Genomic DNA, 20,076 nt, shown 5'->3' with positions numbered 1-20,076 from the left:
CAAAAGCATGGGGACCATCCAACAAGCGTAGGCGGCTTTGCGCGGAACCGCCATGTCGTTCTCCGTCTCGGTACCCGTGACACAGGACGGGTCAGGTCATTGCGCTGAGCTTTTGGGTACTCGATACGGCCCTGGCACCGGGCATTTGGAATTGGAGACGACTGACAATGGGGTCCGGCCCCAGTCCTGACATTCAGACGATAAGGTTAATTGTCATACCCCAACGCAGAACTCCATCTGCCCAGGCAAGGCACTCCCTGTGCCTTTGTCACACACTCGGCTCTAACGCAATCGCGCGGCATAACAACACGTCTTCAAGCGCTGGCGGCACGCCCGGTTCGAGGCATGACGTCAAGGCCGACACGTGGCCCGTATGCTTATTTCCGTTGGCCTGGAAGATTTGCGTTGCTTCTATTACCTGAAAATAACAAATGGAGCGCAGTACAAGTGAGTAGAAAAACAATAACTGCAAGTTCGGTGTTTTTTTGCATGACGCTGAGTGCTCAGGCGCATGCTGACTTCCTGAGTGACAGCAAAGCCACCTTGGGAATGAGAAACTTCTACTTCAATAACGACAACCGCGATGGCATGGCCGCCCCTTCCAAAACCGAAGAATGGGCGCAGGGTTTCATGCTGGACTTCAAATCGGGCTATACCGGTGGCATGGTTGGCTTTGGCGTCGATGGCCTGGGGTTGCTGGGGGTTACCCTGGACAGCGGCCAAGGACGGCATGTCGGCAGCAGCATGATGCCTTCTGACGGTGACAACCGTGCCGTCGACGAGTGGAGCCGGCTAGGGCTGACCGGAAAAGTCAAAATGTCGGAAACGGAATTTCGCTACGGCACCTTGATTCCGAAACTTCCAATACTGGTCGCCAACGATGGGCGCGTGCTTCCACAAACCTTCGAGGGCGGTCAAATAACCTCGAACGAGTTCAAGGGGCTGACCTTGACTGGAGGTCGGATCAACCAGGCAACAGGACGTGGTTCGAGCGATCAGACGGGGCTGGCCGTTGCTGGTGGTACGCGTGAAAGCAATCAGTTTGACTTCGCCGGGGCCGATTGGAAAGTCAACAAGGATGTGACAGCTCAGTACTACTACGCCAGCCTCGATAACTACTATACGCAGCATTTTTTGGGATTAATTCACACCCTTGCTCTCTCGGACAATCAGTCCCTTAAAACCGACCTGCGCTATTTCAAAACTGACTCGTCAGGTGCAAATAGCTCCGGTACGTCTGGCTACAGAATGAGTGGCTACACCAAAGACGGTAGTGGAGAGATCGATAACCGCACCTGGAGTGCCGCGTTGATTTATACACTGGGTGGCCACGCGATTACTGCGGGGTACCAAAGTGTGTCGGATGGCAGCAACTTCACTCAACTCAGTCAGGGTAGCCTTTCTGACAAGGGCGCCGGTGGAGCAAGCCTGTATCTGTATACAGACCGTTTTATCCAGACTTTCACCCGCGCAGGCGAGCGCACAGCTTTCGGTCAGTATGCTTACGACTTCGCCGCTCTGGGTGTCCCTGGCCTGAAAGGCTCGGTCATGTACCTTTCTGGCGATAATATTAAAACTACGACAGGCGACAGCCAGAAGGAATGGGAAAGAGACATTAGCCTGGACTACGTCGTTCAGTCCGGAGCGCTCAAAGGCGTCGGGTTCGGCTGGCGTAACGGCAAGTCCAACAGCGAAGCGGCTCGTAGCGTAGATCAGAATCGTGTTTTTGTGAGCTATAGCCTTCCGCTTCTCTAACTATTGTCATGAGAGGTTAATTCCCAGCTTTGTTTTTGTTTTCAGAGCTAATGATGGATTCAGTCGTCTTGTTCCACTTGAAGAGCTTGGCAAGCGCTGCGGGCGCTGAGACCTGGAACTGATGGCAGACCTCTTTGGGCGTTAATCCCTCCGCCAATAACAGCAGAATTTTGGCCCGCAGCCCAAGACGTTGCCCCAGCCAGCCCATCCGCGACCAGCCTTGTAGTGTGGCGTGGTCAAATCGCATTAAAACGAATGGGGCGGCGGGTTTGTCTACACCCTCTTAGAAGCCTTCCAGCACGACCTTGCCCTTCGCCTTGCCGCTTTCCAGCAGAGCATGGGCACGACGAAGATTTTCTGCGCTGATGCGCCCGTAGTTGTCGCCAACGGTGGTGCGCAAGTCACCCGCGTCAATGCGCCGCGAAACTTCGTTGAGGATGTTGTGCTGCTCCTGTATGTCCTCTGTCTCGTAAAGCGAGCGGGTGTACATCAGCTCCCAGTGCAACGACAGGCTCTTGCGCTTGAGCGGTACGGCGTCCAGCGTGGCCGGGTCATCGATCAGGCCCAGCTTGCCCTGAGGCTTCAGTGATTCGATGATTTGCTCGTAGTGCCGATCGGTCTGGGTCAGGCTAGCGACATGGCTGACTTGTGCGATACCGATGCGCTTGAGCTCCTCGCTGAGTGGCTTGGTATGGTCGATGACATGATGCGCACCAAGCTCGGTGACCCAGGTCTGGGTTTCAGGGCGCGAAGCCGTACCAATGATCGTCAACCCGGTTAGCTGACGCGCCAGCTGAGTCAGGATTGAACCCACCCCGCCTGCAGCGCCGATGATCAGCAGCGTTTCGCCCCGGTCGGTGGTATCGCGTGCAACACCGAGGCGATCAAACAGTAATTCCCAAGCGGTCAAGGAAGTCAGTGGCAATGCCGCAGCCTTGCTGAAATCCAGCGACTGGGGCATTGAGCCGACGATACGCTCGTCCACCAGTTGCAGCTCACTGTTGCTGCCCGGGCGGATCAGCGATCCGGCGTACCAGACCCTGTCACCGGGCTTGAATAGCGTCACGTCGCTGCCGACCGACTTGACCACGCCGGCAGCGTCCCAGCCGAGGATGCGCGGCTGGCTTTCGTCCTCGTGCGGTACGTAGCCCTGCCGCACCTTGGTATCGACAGGATTGACCGATACGGCCTTTACCTCTACGAGCAAGTCGCGCGGCCCCGGCACTGGCTCGGGAATATCGATCTCCACCAAGGCGTCGGGATGTTCAATAGGCAGGCATTTGAAGTGTGCAATGGCTTTCATTCGAAGATCCTCAGGAGATGCGATACATTTTCGTGATGGTGAGCTTTTCAGCTGCACGTTCGATGAAAGGGAGCGCTGCCTGAAAATGCGGTGTCGCTTCGTGATCAGTCAGCGCCGCTTCGTCCCGCCACTGCTCGATCATGTGGAAAGTGCGAGCCTGCTCGGCATCACGATGGAAGTCGTACTGGATACAGTCCGCTTCGCCTCGGCTTGGGCCTTGCAGGCCCTGCAGCGTTTGCTCGAGCTCGGCTTCGAAGCCGGCCTTGGCGACCAAGGTGGCAATCAGTGTCAGAGGGGTGGTCATCAAACCTCCTGTCTGTGTGCGATATAAAGAGGGAGCGCATTGGCTGGCACGGAGTATCGAAGATGTCCATGCCGGCCATGCGGCCAAAAACCTGAATCCGGGTGAGAGCGCGACAACAATCTTGCCCGCTTGGGCATTCGACCAAGTTGATAGCCCTAAGGCCATGCGAGCGCCCTCGCTCCGGCGGGATCACCTGTAGCGTTCAAGCCAATGGGCATAGGGAGCGGGCAGGGTCCAGGCAGCACGCTCTACACCCAGCGCCTGGGCGGCTGAATAGGACCAGTTGGGATTGCCCAGGTGCGCCCGGCCAATCATCGCCAGGTCCAGTTGACCACTCTTCACCGCTTCTTCGGCGACGCTCGGCGTGCCGAAGCCCCATGCCGAGGCCACCGCAATCCCCGCCTCGCGCCGTACACGCTGGGTAACTTCGCCCATGAAACCGGGGGCCCAAGGAATGTTGGATTCAGGGATGGTGAACCCGATACTGACGCTGAGTAAGTCCAATCCACCGTCCTTGAAACGACGTGTCAGTTCGATAGCCTCTGACAAGGTCTGTTCATCCCGACCGTCGTATTCGATGACACCCAGACGAGCGGTCAGCGGCAAGTGCTCTGGCCATACTTCGCGAACCGCCGCCAGTGTTTCCAGCAGAAAGCGGCTACGGTTATCGAAATTTCCGCCATAGGCGTCGTCACGAAGGTTGGAGTGTTCAGAGAGGAATGACTGGGCCAGATAGCCATGGGCGAAATGCAGCTCCAACCACTCGAAGCCGGCTTCACGTGCACGGCGAGCGGCGGAGACAAAATCCTCGCGCACTCGGGCGATATCCTCCAGCGTCATGGCTTTCGGCTGCTTGGCGAGATGAGCGCCAAAGGCAACAGCCGACGGGGCGATGGTCTGCCAGCCACGCAAATCATCCTCGCCGATATGATCGTCACCTTCCCAAGGACGGTTCGCACCGGCCTTGCGCCCCGCGTGGGCAATCTGGATACCTGGCACTGCGCCGGCAGCCTTGATCGATTGCACCACCGGCACGAAGGCACGAGCGAGCTCATCATTCCAGATACCAGCGCAGCCAGGCGTGATCCGTCCTTCGGGTGACACGGCGGTCGCCTCGACAACCACCAGTCCCGCCCCGCCACGCGCGAGGGTGGCATAGTGCACAGTGTGCCAATCGTTGATCAGGCCATCATTGGCCGAGTACATGCACATGGGGGGAATCGCGATCCGGTTGCGAAGGGAGACATCCTTGAGCGTGAAAGGTTGGAACAGTGCAGACATCAGGTTTTTTCTCCGAGGGATACTATTACTATTGTTCGATAATATTCGAACTATTGACCTATAGCAAACCCGTGTATGATTCGCTCATGCGCCCCTTCAAACACCTTCCTCTCAGCGAATTCGTTCTTGAGCGTCTGTTTTACGCCTTGAGCGACCCTGTACGCCTGGAGATTGTCCGGCGCCTCGCCGAGCTGGGAGAGGCCAGCTGCGGCGACCTGGACGGTGGCCGCGCGAAGTCCACCATGTCCCATCATTTTCGGGTGCTGCGTGATGCCGGCCTGGTTCAAACCCAGACCATCGGCACGACCCACATGAATTCGTTGCGCAGGGAAGACTTGAGTCACCGTTTTCCGGGCCTGCTGGAAACGATCCTGTCCCAGCACGACTAAGCCTGTCGCTCAATGACGACTTTGCCAATGGCACGGCCTGACTCAAGGCGATCATGTGCCGCGCTGACACCCGCAGCAGTGAAGTCATGACGCTCATCAATCAGTGGTTTAACCAGGCCGCGATCAACCAGGGCGGCCAGTCTTTGCAGGATCTCGCCATGGTGCTTGCGGCCTTCGTTATGAATGATCGAAATAGCCATGAATACAAAGTCGAGTCTCAATGCCTTAAAGTGCATTTCGGTCAGATCGTAGCTGTCGTAACCGATGATCGAGACAACATGGCCCTTAAGCTTCGCGGCTTTCAGTGAGTTTTGTAAGACCTCACCGCCCAAGGTATCGAAGACCGTATCGAATCCTTTTCCTTCGGTGATTCGCTGACTGTATTCCTGGGGCGTCTCGCTGTTATAAAAAATAATCTCATCGGCGCCCAGTTGACGGGCAATTTCCGCTTTTTCTGGCGTTGAAACCGTCGTCGAAACCCTGGCCCCCAGGATCTTGGCCAATTGAATGCCTATGTGCCCAACACCACCGGTGCCACCATGCACCAAGACGTTGTCATTGGGTTTGATCGAGGCTCGGTCGATCAGCGCCTCCCAGGCCGTAATTGCCACGAGCGGCAAGCTGGCTGCTTCGCCAAAAGAGAGCGACTTGGGTTTTAGAGCAAGCATCTCAGCATCGGCCTCCATCTGATCTGCCAGCGCACCGGGAATCCCCACGATGCCGCCGAAACAGCCATAGACTTCATCGCCTACGTTAAAGCGGGTCACACCAGCACCAATGGAGCTGACCACCCCTGAAACATCGATGTGAAGAATTGCCGGAAAAGTCAGACCGGCCGTACCTTCGCTGCCCCGACGAATTTTCGTGTCCACTGGATTCACGCTTGTCGCCCGCACGTCGATAATCACATGACCTGGGCGGGCAACGGGGTTTTCCGTATTAATTTCTACAAAAAGGTCTGAGTTACCATGCTGATTCATCACAATGGCTTTCAAGGCTTAAACTCCGAGGAACAATAGGCCAACAAATTTATCATCAGTAATATGGGATAAATACGCTAGAATTATTGAATCTTTCGGTCCTTTTGGTTGGTAATAAATGCTGGATTCCATTGATGAATTGCGGTTGTTTATTGCTGTTTTCGAGGAGGGTTCCATCCGCGCAGCGTCCGAACGAATGGGGATGACTGCCGCAGGCGCAAGCAAGCGTCTTCTGGCCCTTGAAGACAGCGTTGGTCGGAGACTTTTTAACCGCACCACCCGCAAGCTAAGTCCCACTTCGGACGGTGAGAAGCTTTATCAACACGCACTAAGCATCCTGGAAAGCGTCGAAAAAGCGGAGCGAGGATTTTTCCAGAAGACCGAGATTACCGGTCATCTACGCATAACCGCTTCCGCGACATTTGCCCAAGGTTATTTATCGAGCGTCGTGAGCAGTTATCTCAAACGCTACCCTGGCGTTATCGTTGATTTACACCCGACAGATCAACTGGTTGATTTGGCCGCCCATGGTACCGACCTTGCGATTCGGCACGGAGTAATGGCCGATTCATCCCTGATCGCGCAGAGGATTTCTGCGTCCCGACGTCTGATTTGCGCCGCCCCCCAATATTGGGAAAAACAGGGTATGCCTACCTCTCCAAAAGACTTAACCACGCTGGACGGCCTCATCGTCGGAAAAGATTCCAGTTGGACCATGTCCCGAGGAGGCGTTAAAAAAACATGCAAAATACGCAACCGTTTTTCATCCAGTTTGGGGGAAGTGGTTCGCCAGATGGCAATAGATGGGCATGGAGTAGCGCTGCTGATGGACTGGCATATACGAGATGATCTTGATTCAGGAAAGCTGGTGGAGGCATTTTCCGATTGGGCCATTGAGCCGCCGGTGGGAATCTATGCGGTATACCCTTCAAGAGAAAACATCGCTCCGACTGTTCTCAGTTTTGTTGCTCATCTCAAAGAGTGGGTCGCGGCCCACCCCGTTTAAACTGAGCGCTGATGGGCGACAATCCACCTTTTGAAGCGCTTTCGTTAAGGGAAAGCTTTGGGCGCCGCCGGTAAACGGTCCTCGGGTAGCCTGGACCTAGATCTTTTCTTGCAGCGCTTTGAAAAAGGCATCGATATTTTCGTCGTGACGTTTGTAATAGGTCCAAGGGCCTATCCGCTGCGAGGTTACCAGGTGCGCGCGCTGCAGGGTTGTGAGGTAAAGCGATGTAGTGGACTGCGAAAGGCCTGTGCGCTCCTGGATGATGCTGACGCACACGCCTACTGTTTCCGGGTCGACTTCCTGCTCGGGAAAGTTCGTCCTGGGATCCTTGAGCCAATTGAGGATGTCAAGGCGCGTCGGGTTCGCCAAGGCTTTCAGGGCTTCGTTGATGTCAATGTTCATAAAATTGGCGATACCTGTTTTTCGCGATATTGCGATATCTTCGTCGTTCGCACGGAGAATTGGAAGGCACCCAAAGTGACCTCTGCGTCCGTTTGTTGCCAGGCAAGATGTTCCCCTTCCTCGGTCAGCAAGCGTAAGCCGCGCCCTGGAGTCTGGGACGCGGCGCGGATTGCTCAGGGGCGATAGCTCGGATAGTCGGTGTAGCCCTTGTCGGTACCGCCATACATGCTTGTCGGGTCGACCGGATTGAGCGGCCAGTCGTTGGCGATACGGGCGGGCAGGTCGGGGTTGGCGATGAAAGGACGACCAAACGCGATCAGATCGCCCCAACCCGCCTGGATGACACGATTTCCGCGTTCAGCGGTGTACCTGCCGGCATAGAGAATCTTACCGCTGAAGATACTGCGAATATCTTCCCGGAACGCTTCAGGTAGATCGGGTGCGTTCTCCCAGTCGGCCTCGGCGAGCGACAGGTAGGCGATACCCACTTCCTCGAGAATCTTCACCGCTTCGACATAGGTTTGATGGGGATCTTTCTCGACGAGGCCGAGGTAGACGCGATCTTCATCGGTGGTCGCGAAGAGCGGGGCGAAGCGAACGCCCATACGCTCCTTGCCAACGACGCCAGCAACTGCCTGGGTGATTTCGCGCAGGAAGCGCAGTCGATTTTGCAACGAGCCACCATATACATCATCACGCTGGTTTGTGTGGGCGGAAATGAACTGGTTCACCAGGTAGCCGTTCGCGCAGTGCAGTTCCACCCCGTCGAACCCAGCGTCCAGGGCATTGCGGGCCGCCTGGGCATAGAGATGGACCAGTTCTTTCACCTCTGCGGTGGAAAGAGCGCGCGGGATCGATGGATCGGCCAGTGCACCCGTGCCAGGGCCGGTCTCGATGAATACCTTGACGTTGTCCGCCTTTATGGCTGACGGCGCGACCGGCGCTTCACCGCCGGGCTGCAAGGACGTGTGCGACACGCGGCCGACATGCCAAAGTTGAGCGAAGATCACACCCCCTTCGGCGTGAACGGCGTCGGTGATTTTGCGCCAGCCTTCAATCTGCTCGGCGCTGTGAATGCCGGGAGTCCAGGCATAACCCTGTCCACGAGGCTCGATCTGGGTGCCTTCGGTCACCATGAATCCCGCGCCAGTACGCTGGCGGTAATACGTGGCCATGAGATCGTTCGGAATGTTGCCAGGCTGGGAGCTACGCGAACGGGTAAGCGGTGGCAAAACGATTCGATTCTTGAGGGTGTAGGGCCCCAGCTGTGCGGTTTTGAAGAGCGCGGTATGTGTCATTTCATTTACCTGCATATATAGAAATATCGATGTATTAAGCTAAATGGATGCGGCTCCACGGGATCAGAGCAAACCGTAAGGCGCTTCGTTGAGGTGTTCACCCACATCTTCTGCATTTGGCGCTTCCTGAGATAAGGGGGGTGGCTTCGAACTCAGACTATTTACAATATCGAGATATGTCAATATCTAGTTTTTTCTTTCTCAATTTGGTCAGCTATCGCAGGTTGCTCAGATCGAGATACTGATCAACGCTGCGCAAAAGATGATGTGTTGGGATGCGATCTTCCATCCGGATATCCACCGTATTTGCGCTGCTGGTTCAGAACTTCGATGTAGTAGTCGCCCTAGGCGCGGGCCTGGAGTCCGACGCGCCAGTACTGGTCAAGCTGCACGTCGGTGCCGAGGTAGGTATGTCCTTTTCTACCGGTCGGGGACCATGCACCTCGGGGTGCATTTGAAAGTGTCCCTTGGAAGGCATACGATCGAGGATGAGGCAGTTTACAGGCAAGCTACAGCGCCGCCACGGTGACACCACGCCGAATGCGGTCAGCAGACCGGGAGGCGTTACTTGAAGTGCACAACTGATATGCCCGCTAGCGTCATCACAAAACTCACCTACCTGGTCAAGCACGATGCGAAGCCCTATGTGCATACAGAGGCTCTGACCGGTGACAGTGAACCGCGCTACTTTGCTGAGCAGGAGGAGCGCGAGGTCACGATACACAACGGTCGTCCGTTGGCAGACAGCCTTTCTCTGGACAAGCAGGGGTTTGAACTCCATCGGCGGGATACGGTGGTCGACGATCTCTACGACGATACCTCAGTGGACAGCGTCTACTATGACGAGGTCAGGGCCTTGATCAAGGAGTTGACGGGCGCGAGCCGGGTCGTCATCTTCGACCACACCAGGCGCAGCGACGCCGAGCGGCGGGATATTCGTGGGCCAGCCAGCCGTGTGCATAATGACTACACCGACCGCTCGGGACCTGAGCGTATTCGCGACGTGCTGGGCCAGGATCAGGCCGGCGCACTGGTGTCGGTGGCCCAGATTAACCTCTGGCGCCCGATGAGCGGGCCCGTCAAGCGCTCACCGCTGGCCGTGCTGGATGCCTCGACGCTCGACCCCAATGACCTGCTGGCCACCGACCTGGTCTATCCGGATCGTATCGGTGAGATCTACCACCTGGCCTACAATCCGCAACAGCGCTGGTACTATTTTCCGGACATGCGCCGTGACGAAGTCTTGCTGATCAAGGGGTATGACTCACGTCACGACGGCCGTGCCCGCTTCACGCCCCATACCGCCTTCAAAGACCCAAATACGCCGCCGGGAGCCCCGCCGCGCGAGAGTATCGAAGTTCGCACCCTGGCCTTCTTTGATTAGGTTTTTGCCGCTTGGCGCGGGCCTCCCGCCGCGCGGTGTTTCCCCCCCGTGCTTTACCATGCGACCACCCGCTTCTCGTTGGCAGGGATGTGTAGCGACTGAGTGAAGGGTTTGAACAGCTAACCACATTCAGCACGATCCGCAGTGCGCCAGTCCTCGACAATCAGCTGCTGAGTCTTTGGTGCGCGCGGATAGCTGATCCATCCGTGATATGGCCCAACTTTAAAGATTCAACGATACCTGAAGTTTAATAAAACATAACAGATCATGGTTGCTGTCAGGCCGACCAATATGTACTCGACGCGGGGTAGGAATATAACCAAACCACCTAGAGAAAACACGATCAAGGTGTTTTGTAGTATGTATTTCCTTATTTTAGGTACCGCTATGAAGTAGCCATATTGCTTACCTAAGAAAAATAAGGCCATGCCGATGATTGACGTAATCTGGAAATCGCGCATCGCAATGTCATTCAGGATCGCATGCCTGATCAAATTTGCGAGAAGTGCTAGCCCCATAAATAGAAAAAGGTGCGAGTAGATTAAGGAGTGTCCACTCATACTACTTTCATTTTTGCTCAGCAGGTAAAAGCTATCAAAATAGATCCACCAGATACTGCAAATCATGATAAATCCGGTGATTGCCGCCATCACATTATAACGATCCCATTGAATGTCAGATAACCCTCCAGAAAGGCTAATTACCGACTCGCCCAATAAGATAAGGGTGAGTAAACCTAGTCGTTCAACCAAGTGTTCTGTATGTGCGGGCAATGGCTTTAGCTTACCCCAAGAAAATAAAGGGAGCAGAATGTCAAGAAAAATCCCAATGTAAGCGACAAGGTAACGCATAGGTGGGTCAAAAAAAATGGATGAAAGACTAATCACTGCGCTAACTAACAGGGCGAAGCCAAGCCTGGAGGAGAATTCGCTACGGTGATCAAATTTATTTATGGACGAAATGTACATAATACTGATGATGGCACGTATACCAAAATAGCAGGCAATAACAAGCGCATAGTTTACTTCCAATTCTTCCCCAATCCGTGCAGACAGCACAATGAGCAGCAACATTAAAAATAATGTTGCCAAACGGTGAAGGTTACTGTCTGTATCAAACCTATTTGAGTAAATCGTGTGGCTGGACCAGATCCACCATAATGGAACAAAAAGCAGTAAAAATGTCCATAATTGCTCCTGTTCAAAGTGGCCGTGATGAAGATGTCCGAGAGTATGCGTAACCTTGCCAATTGCTACAACAAAAATCAGGTCAAAAAACAACTCTAACCATGTGGCGTGTCGATTTTTTTCATAATACTTCAAAGATTTCATTCGCTGCTGGCTCCGTGTGCACCTCTTTAATGTAGAAGGAAACTAACGGATAAGCGAACGGGTGGACGGGTATAGGCGTCAACCTTGGGGGCGGTCGCAAAAACTGAGTGCAACACCTGACCTAGTCCACCACCACGTCTGTTAGTACGGTCAATACAGAATCCAGCGTGCCATCGGGCCGATAGCAACATTTCGCACGGGCGGACCTTAGCGGGCAACTGGGCTGCTGTTCCGCCAACCATTCATTCAGCGCCTCGACCAGGACACGGGCCTCGACTATGGAATCTTCCGAACTGTCAAAAATTAACATCGCCATTTTTTATGTCCTCGGTTCGCTGGGCTGATATTTTCGTGCCGCTGCTTTATGAGCGATGCTTATCGTTGGCAGCACCGTGGATTCTTCAATCTCCCGTATTGAAATATTATCGAACGCACACCTGGTGCGCTGCGCAATAGGGCACGTTCGCCCTCGGCTACGGTGTGGGTGATGCCAAGCGATTTCACTATCTAGCGATTTCGTCAACTCACTAACGAAAGCTCAATCATCTGACTCATCTCGGTGAACTCTGGAGCCCCGTCATAGCGAAGCCCGTCAATGTAAAACGCTGGGGTGCCATTCACGCCGCTCCGTACGCCGCCATTAAAATCGGATTTTATTTTGGGTACGTAGGTACCGTCTTGCATGGCAAGATAGAGTTCTTCGTCGGAGAGGCCATGTTTTAGAGCGATGGCCCGAAACAGCGGCAGGCCCAATCGATCCTGATTTTCATACAATTCGTCGTGCGCCTCCCAGAAGAATCCTCGACTCCCGGCAAACTCAGCGGTGACAGCTGCAGCCATCGCATGCGGGTGAGCAGTGGTCAGTGGAAAATTACGGAACACGAACAGCAAATCATCGCGAAAATGCTGTTGCAGATTCTTGACTATCCAATACGCTTCAGCGCAATAGGGACATTGATAGTCGCCAAATTCCACCAGTGTGACCTTGGCATGCGCACTTCCCTGGCGATGGTCGCTGGCACTTACCGGGACTTTGAGAGTGGCCATGGGATCACCTGTTAAATTTAGGTTGGCGTGCTTTGTGATGAATTCGCCAGAGCATCCAGCGCATCCAGAATGCCGTCCGCCCCCGGATTGATTGCCATCGGGGAGACGTAGCTCCAGGCGACCACCCCCTCCTTGTCAATCACGAACAGCGCCCGCTTACAAACCCCCAGGTGGGACTCGTAGGCTCCATACTGCCGCGCCACAGCCCCTTTGGGCTCGAAATCGGCCAGCAGGCTGAAGTGAAAACTCCGATCTTTGGCAAAGGCCTGATGACACCAGGCGCTGTCAACTGAGATACCCAGTAGCGTAGCACCGTATTCTCTGAATGTGGGTAGCAACTGGTTGTACAAAGTCAGTTGGTCGCCACAAACCGAAGTCCAGTCTGCGGGATAAAACGCCAGTATCACGGGATTTCCCTTTAGCTCGCGTAGCGACAACTGCTGATCAGGGGTTGCGTACAGAGTGAAGTCGGGCGCGACAGTGCCGGCCGGCAGCGGCCCCTGAACCAGGTCGCCATTCGTTTCTTTCGCATCATCCAATTCTGAAGTGTGCATGGCTTGAGCCCTTATAGATGGGCGGTTGGGGTCTGCTCAGCGGGATACGACTTGCCCGGGGGGATAACTCCATCCACCGCCAAGTGATTTATAAATGGCGACGATGCCTCGATACACCTCGTTTGAGGCCTGAGCCTGAGTGTCTTCGGTTGCGAGACGTTCACTATCCGCATCAAGAAGCACGAGGAGATCCGCCGTGCCTTCGCGGTATTGGATTGAGGCCAGGTTGGCAGCGGAAAGGCTGGATTCGCTCTGACGCACCATTGACTATAGTCGTTGTTGGCGCTTGCCGTAATCGCTGAACGCGTTCTCCGTTTCCTCCAATGCCGGCAAGACCTCGCGCGCTCGTTCTTTTGCTGTCATTTTCGGCGGCTTTTTTATCCGATGGTTTTGGTGCGAACCGCAATCATGTCCTTGCTGATCGATTCGCCCCTGCGAATTCCGACATCGAAGCGTTGCTCGATCACGCTGGTGATTCCATAGCCTCATTTGCTGATGAGTTGGTGGTTTACGACTGGCGGTATTTTTGAGCACAAATTTATCAGACGTCGTTCGTCGGTATCCTGGGTCGCCCATAGCGTGTTTTGATGAGATCCGACTATCGTTATTGGATGGCGTCGTCTGCCGAGACTGCCATTCCCTCCAACGTAATCGTCTTCCTGAGCAATCTCAGCGTATTGCGGATCTCATGCCCCTGTTGCTTGAGCATCGTTTACGGGGCCGTAGATCCATCTGAATGAGTCCGTGTTATCCATCTTTGGAGACAACTCATCATGGCTACTCTCTGTGAAATATGTAATGCGAGACCCGCTGTAGCGCGAGTGACCGTATCGCAAAATGGCCAAGCCAGGACAATGTCCATTTGCGACCACGATTACCGTCAACTCTTACGCCATCAAAGCATGTTGAATCCATTCGACTCTCTGCTGGGCGGGGGTGTGTCCCGCTTTTTCGACAGCATGGGCGGAGCAAAGGATCAAGCGGGTGATGACTTCAGGCTCTCTGCGCAAGTGCCTCGAGAATCTGTCGATGCAACCGATGCATTCAGTTCCCAGACGCTGGAAATCCTGCAACGCGCGGGTGAGAAAGCCCATGAGCTCAACCGCAGCGAGCTCGATACTGAGCATTTGTTGTATGTGCTTGCGGATACCGATGTGGGTACGGCGTTGCTTAAGGAGCTGAAGCTTTCTCCGGACGAGATCAAAGGTTACATCGATCAACATGCTCAGAGGGGCACAGCGGAGGCCCAGGCCCCGGTGGACCAGATGAGCATTTCGCCGCGGTTAAAGAAAGTTTTCAATTTTGCGTTCCAGGCATCTCGTGATTTAGGACATTCGTACGTTGGCCCAGAGCATTTGTTGATCGGGCTTGCCTCTGTACCAGAAAGTATCGCCGGGACATTGCTTAAAAAATACGGCGTAACGCCTGAAGCCTTGCGGCAGAAGGTGGTAAAGGTGGTGGGTAAGGGGGCTGAGGATGGGCGAGTCGACACCCCGACGGGAACACCGACACTCGACAAGTTCGGTCGCGACCTGACGTCACTGGCTCGTGAGGGCAAACTGGATCCCGTACTGGGGCGCGCGCAGGAAATCGAAAATACCATCGAGGTGCTGGCGCGGCGCAGAAAGAACAATCCGGTTCTTATCGGCGAACCTGGCGTCGGTAAAACAGCCATCGTTGAAGGGCTTGCACAACGAATAGTAAAGGGCGATGTCCCTGAGATTCTGCGTGGCAGACGGCTGGTTGAGATCAATCTGAACTCAATGGTTGCGGGCTCTAAATATCGTGGTGAATTCGAGGAGCGAGCCAAGCAACTACTTGATGAAGTCGCCGCAAAAAGCTCGGAGCTTATTCTGTTCATCGACGAGTTGCATACGATCGTTGGCGCGGGGCAGGGTGGTGAGGAGGGCGGCCTGGATATTGCCAACGTACTGAAACCCGCATTAGCGCGCGGGGAGCTCAGTTTGATCGGTGCGACGACACTCAATGAGTACCAAAAGCACATCGAAAAAGACGCAGCGCTTGAACGACGTTTTCAGCCTGTGCTGATAGCCGAGCCCACCGTCGAACAGACCATCATTATCCTGCGTGGGCTGCGCGATAAGCTTGAGGCTCACCATCAGGTCACATTCGCCGATGAAGCATTTGTGGCGGCAGCAGAGCTGTCGGATCGTTACATCACCTCGCGCTTTTTGCCGGATAAAGCCATTGACCTGATCGATCAGGCAGCCGCCCGCGTTCGAATCAGTTCCTCCTCGAGGCCGGCTGGCATTCAGGAGCTGGAAGCGGAAATCACGCAACTTAAACGTGAACAGGATTATGCATCCTCCCGTAAACGTTTTGATGAATCCAAAGGCTTCGAAGAACGCATTGGTCAAAAACAGACGCAACTGGGAGAGGAAACAGAAGCCTGGGAGCGCAAGACAGGTTCCGAAACCCTTGAGGTGACACTGGAGTCTATTGCCGAGGTGCTGTCCCGTCTCACCGGTATTCCTGTGACCGAGCTTACGCAGGAAGAGCGTCAAAAGCTGTTGAATATGGAAGACACATTGCGTGATCGGCTGGTCGGGCAGGAAGACGCTGTTCGCGCGGTCAGCGATGCCGTTCGTTTGTCTCGAGCCGGACTTGGCCAAGCCAACAGACCTATTGCCACGTTCCTCTTTCTTGGCCCTACGGGCGTTGGCAAAACTGAACTTGCCAAAGCGTTGGCGGAAACGGTGTTTGGTGACGAGCAATCGATCATTCGTATTGATATGTCGGAGTACATGGAGCGGCATGCGGTTGCTCGTTTGATCGGCGCGCCACCCGGTTATGTGGGATATGACGAAGGCGGTCAGTTGACAGAGCGTGTCCGCCGCAAGCCCTACAGTGTGATTCTGCTCGACGAGATCGAGAAAGCGCATCCCGATGTGAGCAACGTATTGCTGCAGGTATTCGACGATGGGCGTCTAACGGACGGTAAGGGACGTGTCGTGGACTTCAGCAATACGATCATCATTGCCACCAGCAACTTGGGCTCTCCCATTATCATGGAGAATCTTGAGCGCCCCGAAGATGAACGCCTTACGGATAAAGCGTTACGCGATGAATTAATGGGCGTCCTGAAAGGGCATTTTCGTCCCGAATTCCTTAACCGTATTGATGACATCATCGTGTTCCATGCCCTTACCCGTGACAACATCCGATCGATTGTGAGCATTCAGCTTGATCGGGTCATTCGAACCGCAGCTGCACAGAACATCACAGTGAAAATTGATGGCTCACTCATCGATCATCTGGCGGATGTTGGTTATCAGCCTGAGTTTGGCGCGCGCGAGTTGAAACGTCAGATTCGCCAGGCCGTCGAAACGCGGCTTGCGAAGGAAATGCTCGCTGGCAAGCTGCAAGCCGGCGACAGTGTTGAGTTGGGTTACGACAAGGGGCGTAGCGAAGTGGTCTTCAATAAGGTGGAGGTGGATGCGCCAAAGGCCTCCGAAAGGAGTAGTCCGCCAGACCAGCCAGATGATCTGGCACCTACTGCGGAGACTGGGACTTAGCCCCAGCACACTCACGTAACCTGGGAGCAGGCCTGTTGATCACGACGTGCAGTGGTGTACTGGATCCTCTAATGCCTGGACGAGCCCGGCAGACTGAAGACGCAAGTGTGGAGGGTTATCGTGTCAAAGCCTGATTCTGAAAGGCGTGAGCGCAACTCGACGCTGAAAAATTTCAGGCTTCAGTGGGCGCTGATGAATGCTTACGAACGTTTCGAACAATTGGTTGTTATTGCGCTCAGTCTCATCATCGCGTCTGTGATTTTGATGGCTCTACTGCAGCTCTGTCGCAGGGTTGTACCGTTGGTGATCGGTGGTGCGATTGACCCACTAGATCACGATGTTTTCCAGGCCCTCTTTGGCTCAATCTTCACCGTGCTGATAGCCCTGGAGTTTAAGCATTCGATTGTGCGCCCGGCCCTACGACGCAACAGCATCGTTCAGGTTCGCACAGTGCTGTTGATCGCCTTGCTGGCGCTCAGCCGGAAGTTCGTTATTCTCGATTCTGCCGCTACGCCTGCGCTCACCATTGCCGCACTAGGATTTGCCACCCTGGTGCTCGGCATCGTCTGCTGGCTCTTACGGGAGCGTGATAAGGATGAATAGCTACGAGGGCTTCGCAATGCCAACAATTTTCCACCGAGAGAACATCGAAGCCCGCCAGAAATGGCTCGACACCAAAAGCAAGATCAGCCGGTAAACGTGCTCAGATCGCAAAGTCGGTGGAAGGACTCCTTGCATGAGATGATCACCGGTGTGGCGTCGTTCAGTCGGGCGATGTCCGGGTAAGAAACCCAGTACGGAGCATGCACGATGACTTCATCACCCAAGTTTAAGGTCGCGACCAGGGCGTGATAAATGATGTGCTTGCCACCGCAACCGCGATCACTTCGTCTAGGGCATAGTGTAAGTCATTGTCGCGCTCAAGCTTCAGGCAGATCGCCTGAGGCAACGGGCCACGGCGATCATGAGTTTGATCCAGTCTTCTAGTTTGTGACATTTTCGCAAGATCAAATGCCAAAGAACATTTTTCGATCTTCACTCTTATGCAAGTTATGCTTTGCGATGTGATAAAATTTTGGCTCAACCTTATCTGAAAATAACATGAAAGGTAATTCATCTATGCAGATTTCAGCTACAACGGCGCCAAAATCCTTGTCATAGCAATCTTGAAGAATTTTTAGATTGGTAGAAGGGAAACTGTCCTTGAATTCTTTATTAAATTCTGGGTAAAAATACCTAATTAGCGCCGCTTCATACAGAGAAATTTTTTCCGCTTCTGTAGTGTTTTGCGCTTTGTCCAAGCCTTGTTTTATCCGTGCATCACCGCTATCACCATTTTTAGCAAATGGGTTCATCATTGTAATGAGTTGATTGCTAGGCTGAATGGAAAGCAAAAGCAAAGTCAGTTTGTGCCCTGGCGGAACTCCCTTCAGCGCTATTTTTTGCAAGGTTTCATGTTTTAGTAGTCGATCAATAGCATTTCTTGAACCGTCTTGACCGTATGCCTGGCCTATGTACTTTACGTCGAAAGTAACAGCTTTAAATTCATTGTTTAGACGGGCTTGTACATGCTCCATGTCAGGCCACATCCTTTCGCCGGTCGCATCCTCTAGGAAATTATAACCGTCTTCCATCTTGTAGATTAAATCAGGTATTGAATACGTGACAGTATACTCTTTGCCCAATACATTCAATTGTATATTAAGCTCATCTCCCGTTTGGCTTGCACCAGTGAAATCCACAATTGGTGTGTATCCGATGCAGTAAATATGACACGTTTCAATGACGCTCATCATAGATTGCAAAATGGCTTTATCGTAAATAGCCTCAGCGGGCATCGTGCAATAACTGTAGGCATACATGCCTATGGCATGCTCGACATCATTCAAAGCACGACCAAATACATGATGTTTTGAGGGCGACTCGGGATTTTCGATCAATTTTCCTACTCCTTGTGTCAAATCTGTAAAGCTTACCGTTTCCGGCAAGGGCAATGGGAGACCGTCAGCCAGTACATGAGCTCCCTTCCACGCCGGTAATTGAACCCTGCAGTGGTAGCTGCACTTTCTCAGAGGCGCTGCAGAGTCAAGGTCCACGCTCAATGGGAAACGTCATAATCGGCATTACCGGCTGCGCATTCAGCCGTGAGACGGCCAATGCCAAGTTCACTCATCCCAGTAGAGTGGCTCAACCAGGCGGTCAGGGTCTTACGCGCGTGGCGCGTCAGCGAAATGGCTTAAATCAGCGGAGCGAGATCACAACCCTGCTGATGTTACCTTGCTCGACCTCCAGCCCAGGGTCACATGAGTCGGTGTAAACCGCACCCTCTTCGACCTTGAAACGGTAGTGACGGATTGAGCCCTTTGACTTCGGAACGTATGCTATCTCCGTAAGCGGCTCCATTAACCATCTTTCTGTCCCGTTCATACCGGGCGGCGAGGCTAGGAGAATTGACTCAATTGTCACGCTCGATGTCCCGGCCAAGCTCAGTTCCTCCAAAGTTAGGACGTCAGAAATCATGAGCATGTGGCGCGAAGATGAATCGCCACCGCGTTTGAGGGCTGTGAGATAAAACCAAGGCAGTGAGATAATCTGCTCCACACACGACCACAACTGGAGATCTGACTCCAGCCGTGACGAGAGGGGCATTGCGTCTCGTCGATAGGTTCTGAATATAAATGCCTCCCAATGAACACTATAGATTGTAGCTCTATAGTGTTCGAAAAGGCTTCATCTTTCCATTTGCGAGTAAAGCAAATGGAGTTGAAACAAGCCTTCGGATCAGCGCTTCGCGCCTTGCGTATCAGCAGAGGTCTAACCCAAGAGGATTTTGCTTTAGTCAGCAGCCGCACGTTCATGAGCTCGCTGGAGAGAGGTATCAAAGGCGCGACCTTAGAGAAGATCGACGAGCTAGCAGGTACAATTGGAGTGCATCCGGTATCCGTTATCGTCGCCTGTTACCTTGAGAAAGACCCAGCCGTTAAACTGGAGGATCTGCTTGAGCAGATCCGTAGCGATCTCAAGTAGTTTGCGCCTCTCGCGTGTGGTTTTGGACATACATCAGACCGGACTCACATACTATGGGCTTCGACGTGAGTGATGATCCGCTCACTGCTTTCGCAACGGACCCAGTACGCCTTCGACGTCCAACCCTTTCAATAGGCAGTTATGCGCAATTACGGACAGCGCTTCGTAGAGCCTATCGCGCTGTGTAATCAAGGCGGCATTTTCCGCCTGTAGATGAGCAATGCGCTCTTCGAAGCTTCTCCGCCGGCGGGCACCGTCCGGATCTATCCCGCTTTCCTTCAGTTGTGCGATACGGGCGGACTCGATCCGCCGACCACGATCACCTACTAAGGTCGCGCGGCTTGTCAGGCCCAATCGACGCTGTACTTCGGGGCGTGAGATAGGCGCGAGCTCCAATCCTAAGCTAACCATTTGGGCGAGGAGGGCATCGATCGCCTCGTCCAACGTGCCGCCCCTCAAAGTCTGTCGTTGCGCCATGG

General features: G+C 53.9%; 19 protein-coding genes and 2 pseudogenes. 8 read left to right on the top strand and 13 right to left on the bottom strand.

Going from position 1 to position 20,076, the window contains the following annotated elements; translation table 11 throughout:
* Nucleotides 1-447: 447 nt before the first annotated feature.
* A complete protein-coding gene (locus SOP95_RS16495) occupies nt 448-1,755 on the top strand; it encodes an OprD family porin (protein ID WP_274075352.1) in 1,308 nt (435 codons plus the stop codon).
* Between the two features lie 283 nt (nt 1,756-2,038).
* Here SOP95_RS16495 and SOP95_RS16490 read toward each other — a convergent pair whose 3' ends face one another.
* From SOP95_RS16490 to SOP95_RS16480, 3 genes are all read right to left on the bottom strand, one after another.
* Nucleotides 2,039-3,058, bottom strand: a complete 1,020-nt coding sequence (locus SOP95_RS16490) for a zinc-binding alcohol dehydrogenase family protein (RefSeq protein ID WP_274075201.1) — start codon at nt 3,056-3,058, stop codon at nt 2,039-2,041.
* A gap of 10 nt (nt 3,059-3,068) precedes the next feature.
* Nucleotides 3,069-3,362, bottom strand: coding sequence for a putative quinol monooxygenase (locus SOP95_RS16485; protein ID WP_064677804.1), 294 nt, complete (start codon nt 3,360-3,362; stop codon nt 3,069-3,071).
* A 189-nt stretch (nt 3,363-3,551) separates the two neighbouring features.
* A complete protein-coding gene (locus SOP95_RS16480; RefSeq protein WP_064677805.1) occupies nt 3,552-4,643 on the bottom strand; it encodes an NADH:flavin oxidoreductase/NADH oxidase in 1,092 nt (363 codons plus the stop codon).
* An 86-nt stretch (nt 4,644-4,729) separates the two neighbouring features.
* On the opposite strand from SOP95_RS16480, the gene SOP95_RS16475 reads away from it, so the two are divergent.
* On the top strand, nt 4,730-5,032 hold the full coding sequence (locus SOP95_RS16475; protein WP_177010346.1) for an ArsR/SmtB family transcription factor: 303 nt from the start codon (nt 4,730-4,732) through the stop codon (nt 5,030-5,032).
* Here SOP95_RS16475 and SOP95_RS16470 read toward each other — a convergent pair.
* Nucleotides 5,029-6,027 (bottom strand): zinc-dependent alcohol dehydrogenase family protein, encoded by a 999-nt coding sequence (locus tag SOP95_RS16470; RefSeq protein WP_323607654.1) that lies wholly within the window; start codon nt 6,025-6,027, stop codon nt 5,029-5,031. The genes SOP95_RS16475 and SOP95_RS16470 overlap by 4 nt on opposite strands.
* Before the next feature lie 103 nt (nt 6,028-6,130).
* Between SOP95_RS16470 and SOP95_RS16465 the strand changes: the two genes are divergently transcribed.
* On the top strand, nt 6,131-7,018 hold the full coding sequence (locus SOP95_RS16465; protein ID WP_064677807.1) for a LysR family transcriptional regulator: 888 nt from the start codon (nt 6,131-6,133) through the stop codon (nt 7,016-7,018).
* A gap of 96 nt (nt 7,019-7,114) precedes the next feature.
* On the opposite strand, the gene SOP95_RS16460 is transcribed toward SOP95_RS16465, so the two are convergent.
* Together SOP95_RS16460 and SOP95_RS16455 are read right to left on the bottom strand one after the other, a co-directional pair.
* Complete coding sequence (locus SOP95_RS16460) at nt 7,115-7,420, bottom strand: ArsR/SmtB family transcription factor (RefSeq protein WP_047530947.1); 306 nt, start codon at nt 7,418-7,420, stop codon at nt 7,115-7,117.
* 173 nt (nt 7,421-7,593) lie between these two features.
* Nucleotides 7,594-8,718 carry an alkene reductase gene (locus SOP95_RS16455; protein ID WP_323607653.1) on the bottom strand — a complete coding sequence of 375 codons (1,125 nt, stop codon included), beginning with the start codon at nt 8,716-8,718 and terminating at the stop codon, nt 7,594-7,596.
* 568 nt (nt 8,719-9,286) lie between these two features.
* Between SOP95_RS16455 and SOP95_RS16450 the strand changes: the two genes are divergently transcribed.
* A complete protein-coding gene (locus SOP95_RS16450) occupies nt 9,287-10,102 on the top strand; it encodes a CmcJ/NvfI family oxidoreductase (RefSeq protein WP_154854655.1) in 816 nt (271 codons plus the stop codon).
* Nucleotides 10,103-10,332: 230 nt separating this feature from the next.
* Here SOP95_RS16450 and SOP95_RS16445 read toward each other — a convergent pair whose 3' ends face one another.
* From SOP95_RS16445 to SOP95_RS16430, 4 genes and pseudogenes are all read right to left on the bottom strand, one after another.
* Nucleotides 10,333-11,433 carry a low temperature requirement protein A gene (locus SOP95_RS16445; protein WP_154854652.1) on the bottom strand — a complete coding sequence of 367 codons (1,101 nt, stop codon included), beginning with the start codon at nt 11,431-11,433 and terminating at the stop codon, nt 10,333-10,335.
* A gap of 519 nt (nt 11,434-11,952) precedes the next feature.
* A complete protein-coding gene (locus SOP95_RS16440; RefSeq protein ID WP_010459441.1) occupies nt 11,953-12,480 on the bottom strand; it encodes a DsbA family protein in 528 nt (175 codons plus the stop codon).
* A gap of 17 nt (nt 12,481-12,497) precedes the next feature.
* Complete coding sequence (locus tag SOP95_RS16435; protein ID WP_064677812.1) at nt 12,498-13,034, bottom strand: redoxin domain-containing protein; 537 nt, start codon at nt 13,032-13,034, stop codon at nt 12,498-12,500.
* Between the two features lie 36 nt (nt 13,035-13,070).
* A pseudogene (locus SOP95_RS16430) lies at nt 13,071-13,376 on the bottom strand (TolC family protein); the annotation flags it as partial.
* Here SOP95_RS16430 and SOP95_RS32170 point away from each other — a divergent pair.
* The 3 genes from SOP95_RS32170 (at nt 13,358) to SOP95_RS16415 (ending at nt 17,173) form a co-directional block, all read left to right on the top strand.
* Nucleotides 13,358-13,564 carry a hypothetical protein gene (locus tag SOP95_RS32170; protein ID WP_162493639.1) on the top strand — a complete coding sequence of 69 codons (207 nt, stop codon included), beginning with the start codon at nt 13,358-13,360 and terminating at the stop codon, nt 13,562-13,564. The pseudogene SOP95_RS16430 and the gene SOP95_RS32170 overlap by 19 nt on opposite strands.
* Before the next feature lie 240 nt (nt 13,565-13,804).
* On the top strand, nt 13,805-16,570 hold the full coding sequence (locus SOP95_RS16420; protein ID WP_425313630.1) for an AAA family ATPase: 2,766 nt from the start codon (nt 13,805-13,807) through the stop codon (nt 16,568-16,570).
* Nucleotides 16,571-16,762: 192 nt separating this feature from the next.
* Complete coding sequence (locus SOP95_RS16415) at nt 16,763-17,173, top strand: phosphate-starvation-inducible PsiE family protein (RefSeq protein ID WP_274075351.1); 411 nt, start codon at nt 16,763-16,765, stop codon at nt 17,171-17,173.
* Between the two features lie 122 nt (nt 17,174-17,295).
* On the opposite strand, the pseudogene SOP95_RS16410 reads toward SOP95_RS16415, so the two are convergent.
* Nucleotides 17,296-17,519: pseudogene (locus tag SOP95_RS16410) on the bottom strand (aminotransferase class I/II-fold pyridoxal phosphate-dependent enzyme); the annotation flags it as partial.
* Nucleotides 17,520-17,577: 58 nt separating this feature from the next.
* On the bottom strand, nt 17,578-18,510 hold the full coding sequence (locus tag SOP95_RS16405) for a hypothetical protein (RefSeq protein ID WP_323607652.1): 933 nt from the start codon (nt 18,508-18,510) through the stop codon (nt 17,578-17,580).
* Nucleotides 18,511-19,327: 817 nt separating this feature from the next.
* On the opposite strand from SOP95_RS16405, the gene SOP95_RS16400 reads away from it, so the two are divergent.
* Nucleotides 19,328-19,597, top strand: a complete 270-nt coding sequence (locus SOP95_RS16400; RefSeq protein ID WP_034022979.1) for a helix-turn-helix domain-containing protein — start codon at nt 19,328-19,330, stop codon at nt 19,595-19,597.
* Between the two features lie 81 nt (nt 19,598-19,678).
* Here the strand turns inward: SOP95_RS16400 and SOP95_RS16395 are convergent, their stop codons facing one another.
* Nucleotides 19,679-20,074 carry a hypothetical protein gene (locus tag SOP95_RS16395; RefSeq protein WP_274075194.1) on the bottom strand — a complete coding sequence of 132 codons (396 nt, stop codon included), beginning with the start codon at nt 20,072-20,074 and terminating at the stop codon, nt 19,679-19,681.
* Nucleotides 20,075-20,076 lie beyond the last annotated feature (2 nt).

It is taken from the genome of Pseudomonas sp. YuFO8, from assembly GCF_035065025.1.
Classification (GTDB): Bacteria; Pseudomonadota; Gammaproteobacteria; order Pseudomonadales; family Pseudomonadaceae; genus Aquipseudomonas; species Aquipseudomonas putida_AE.
The sequence above is the reverse complement of the archived record's forward strand: the minus strand, read 5'-3'. Positions and strand labels throughout refer to the sequence as shown.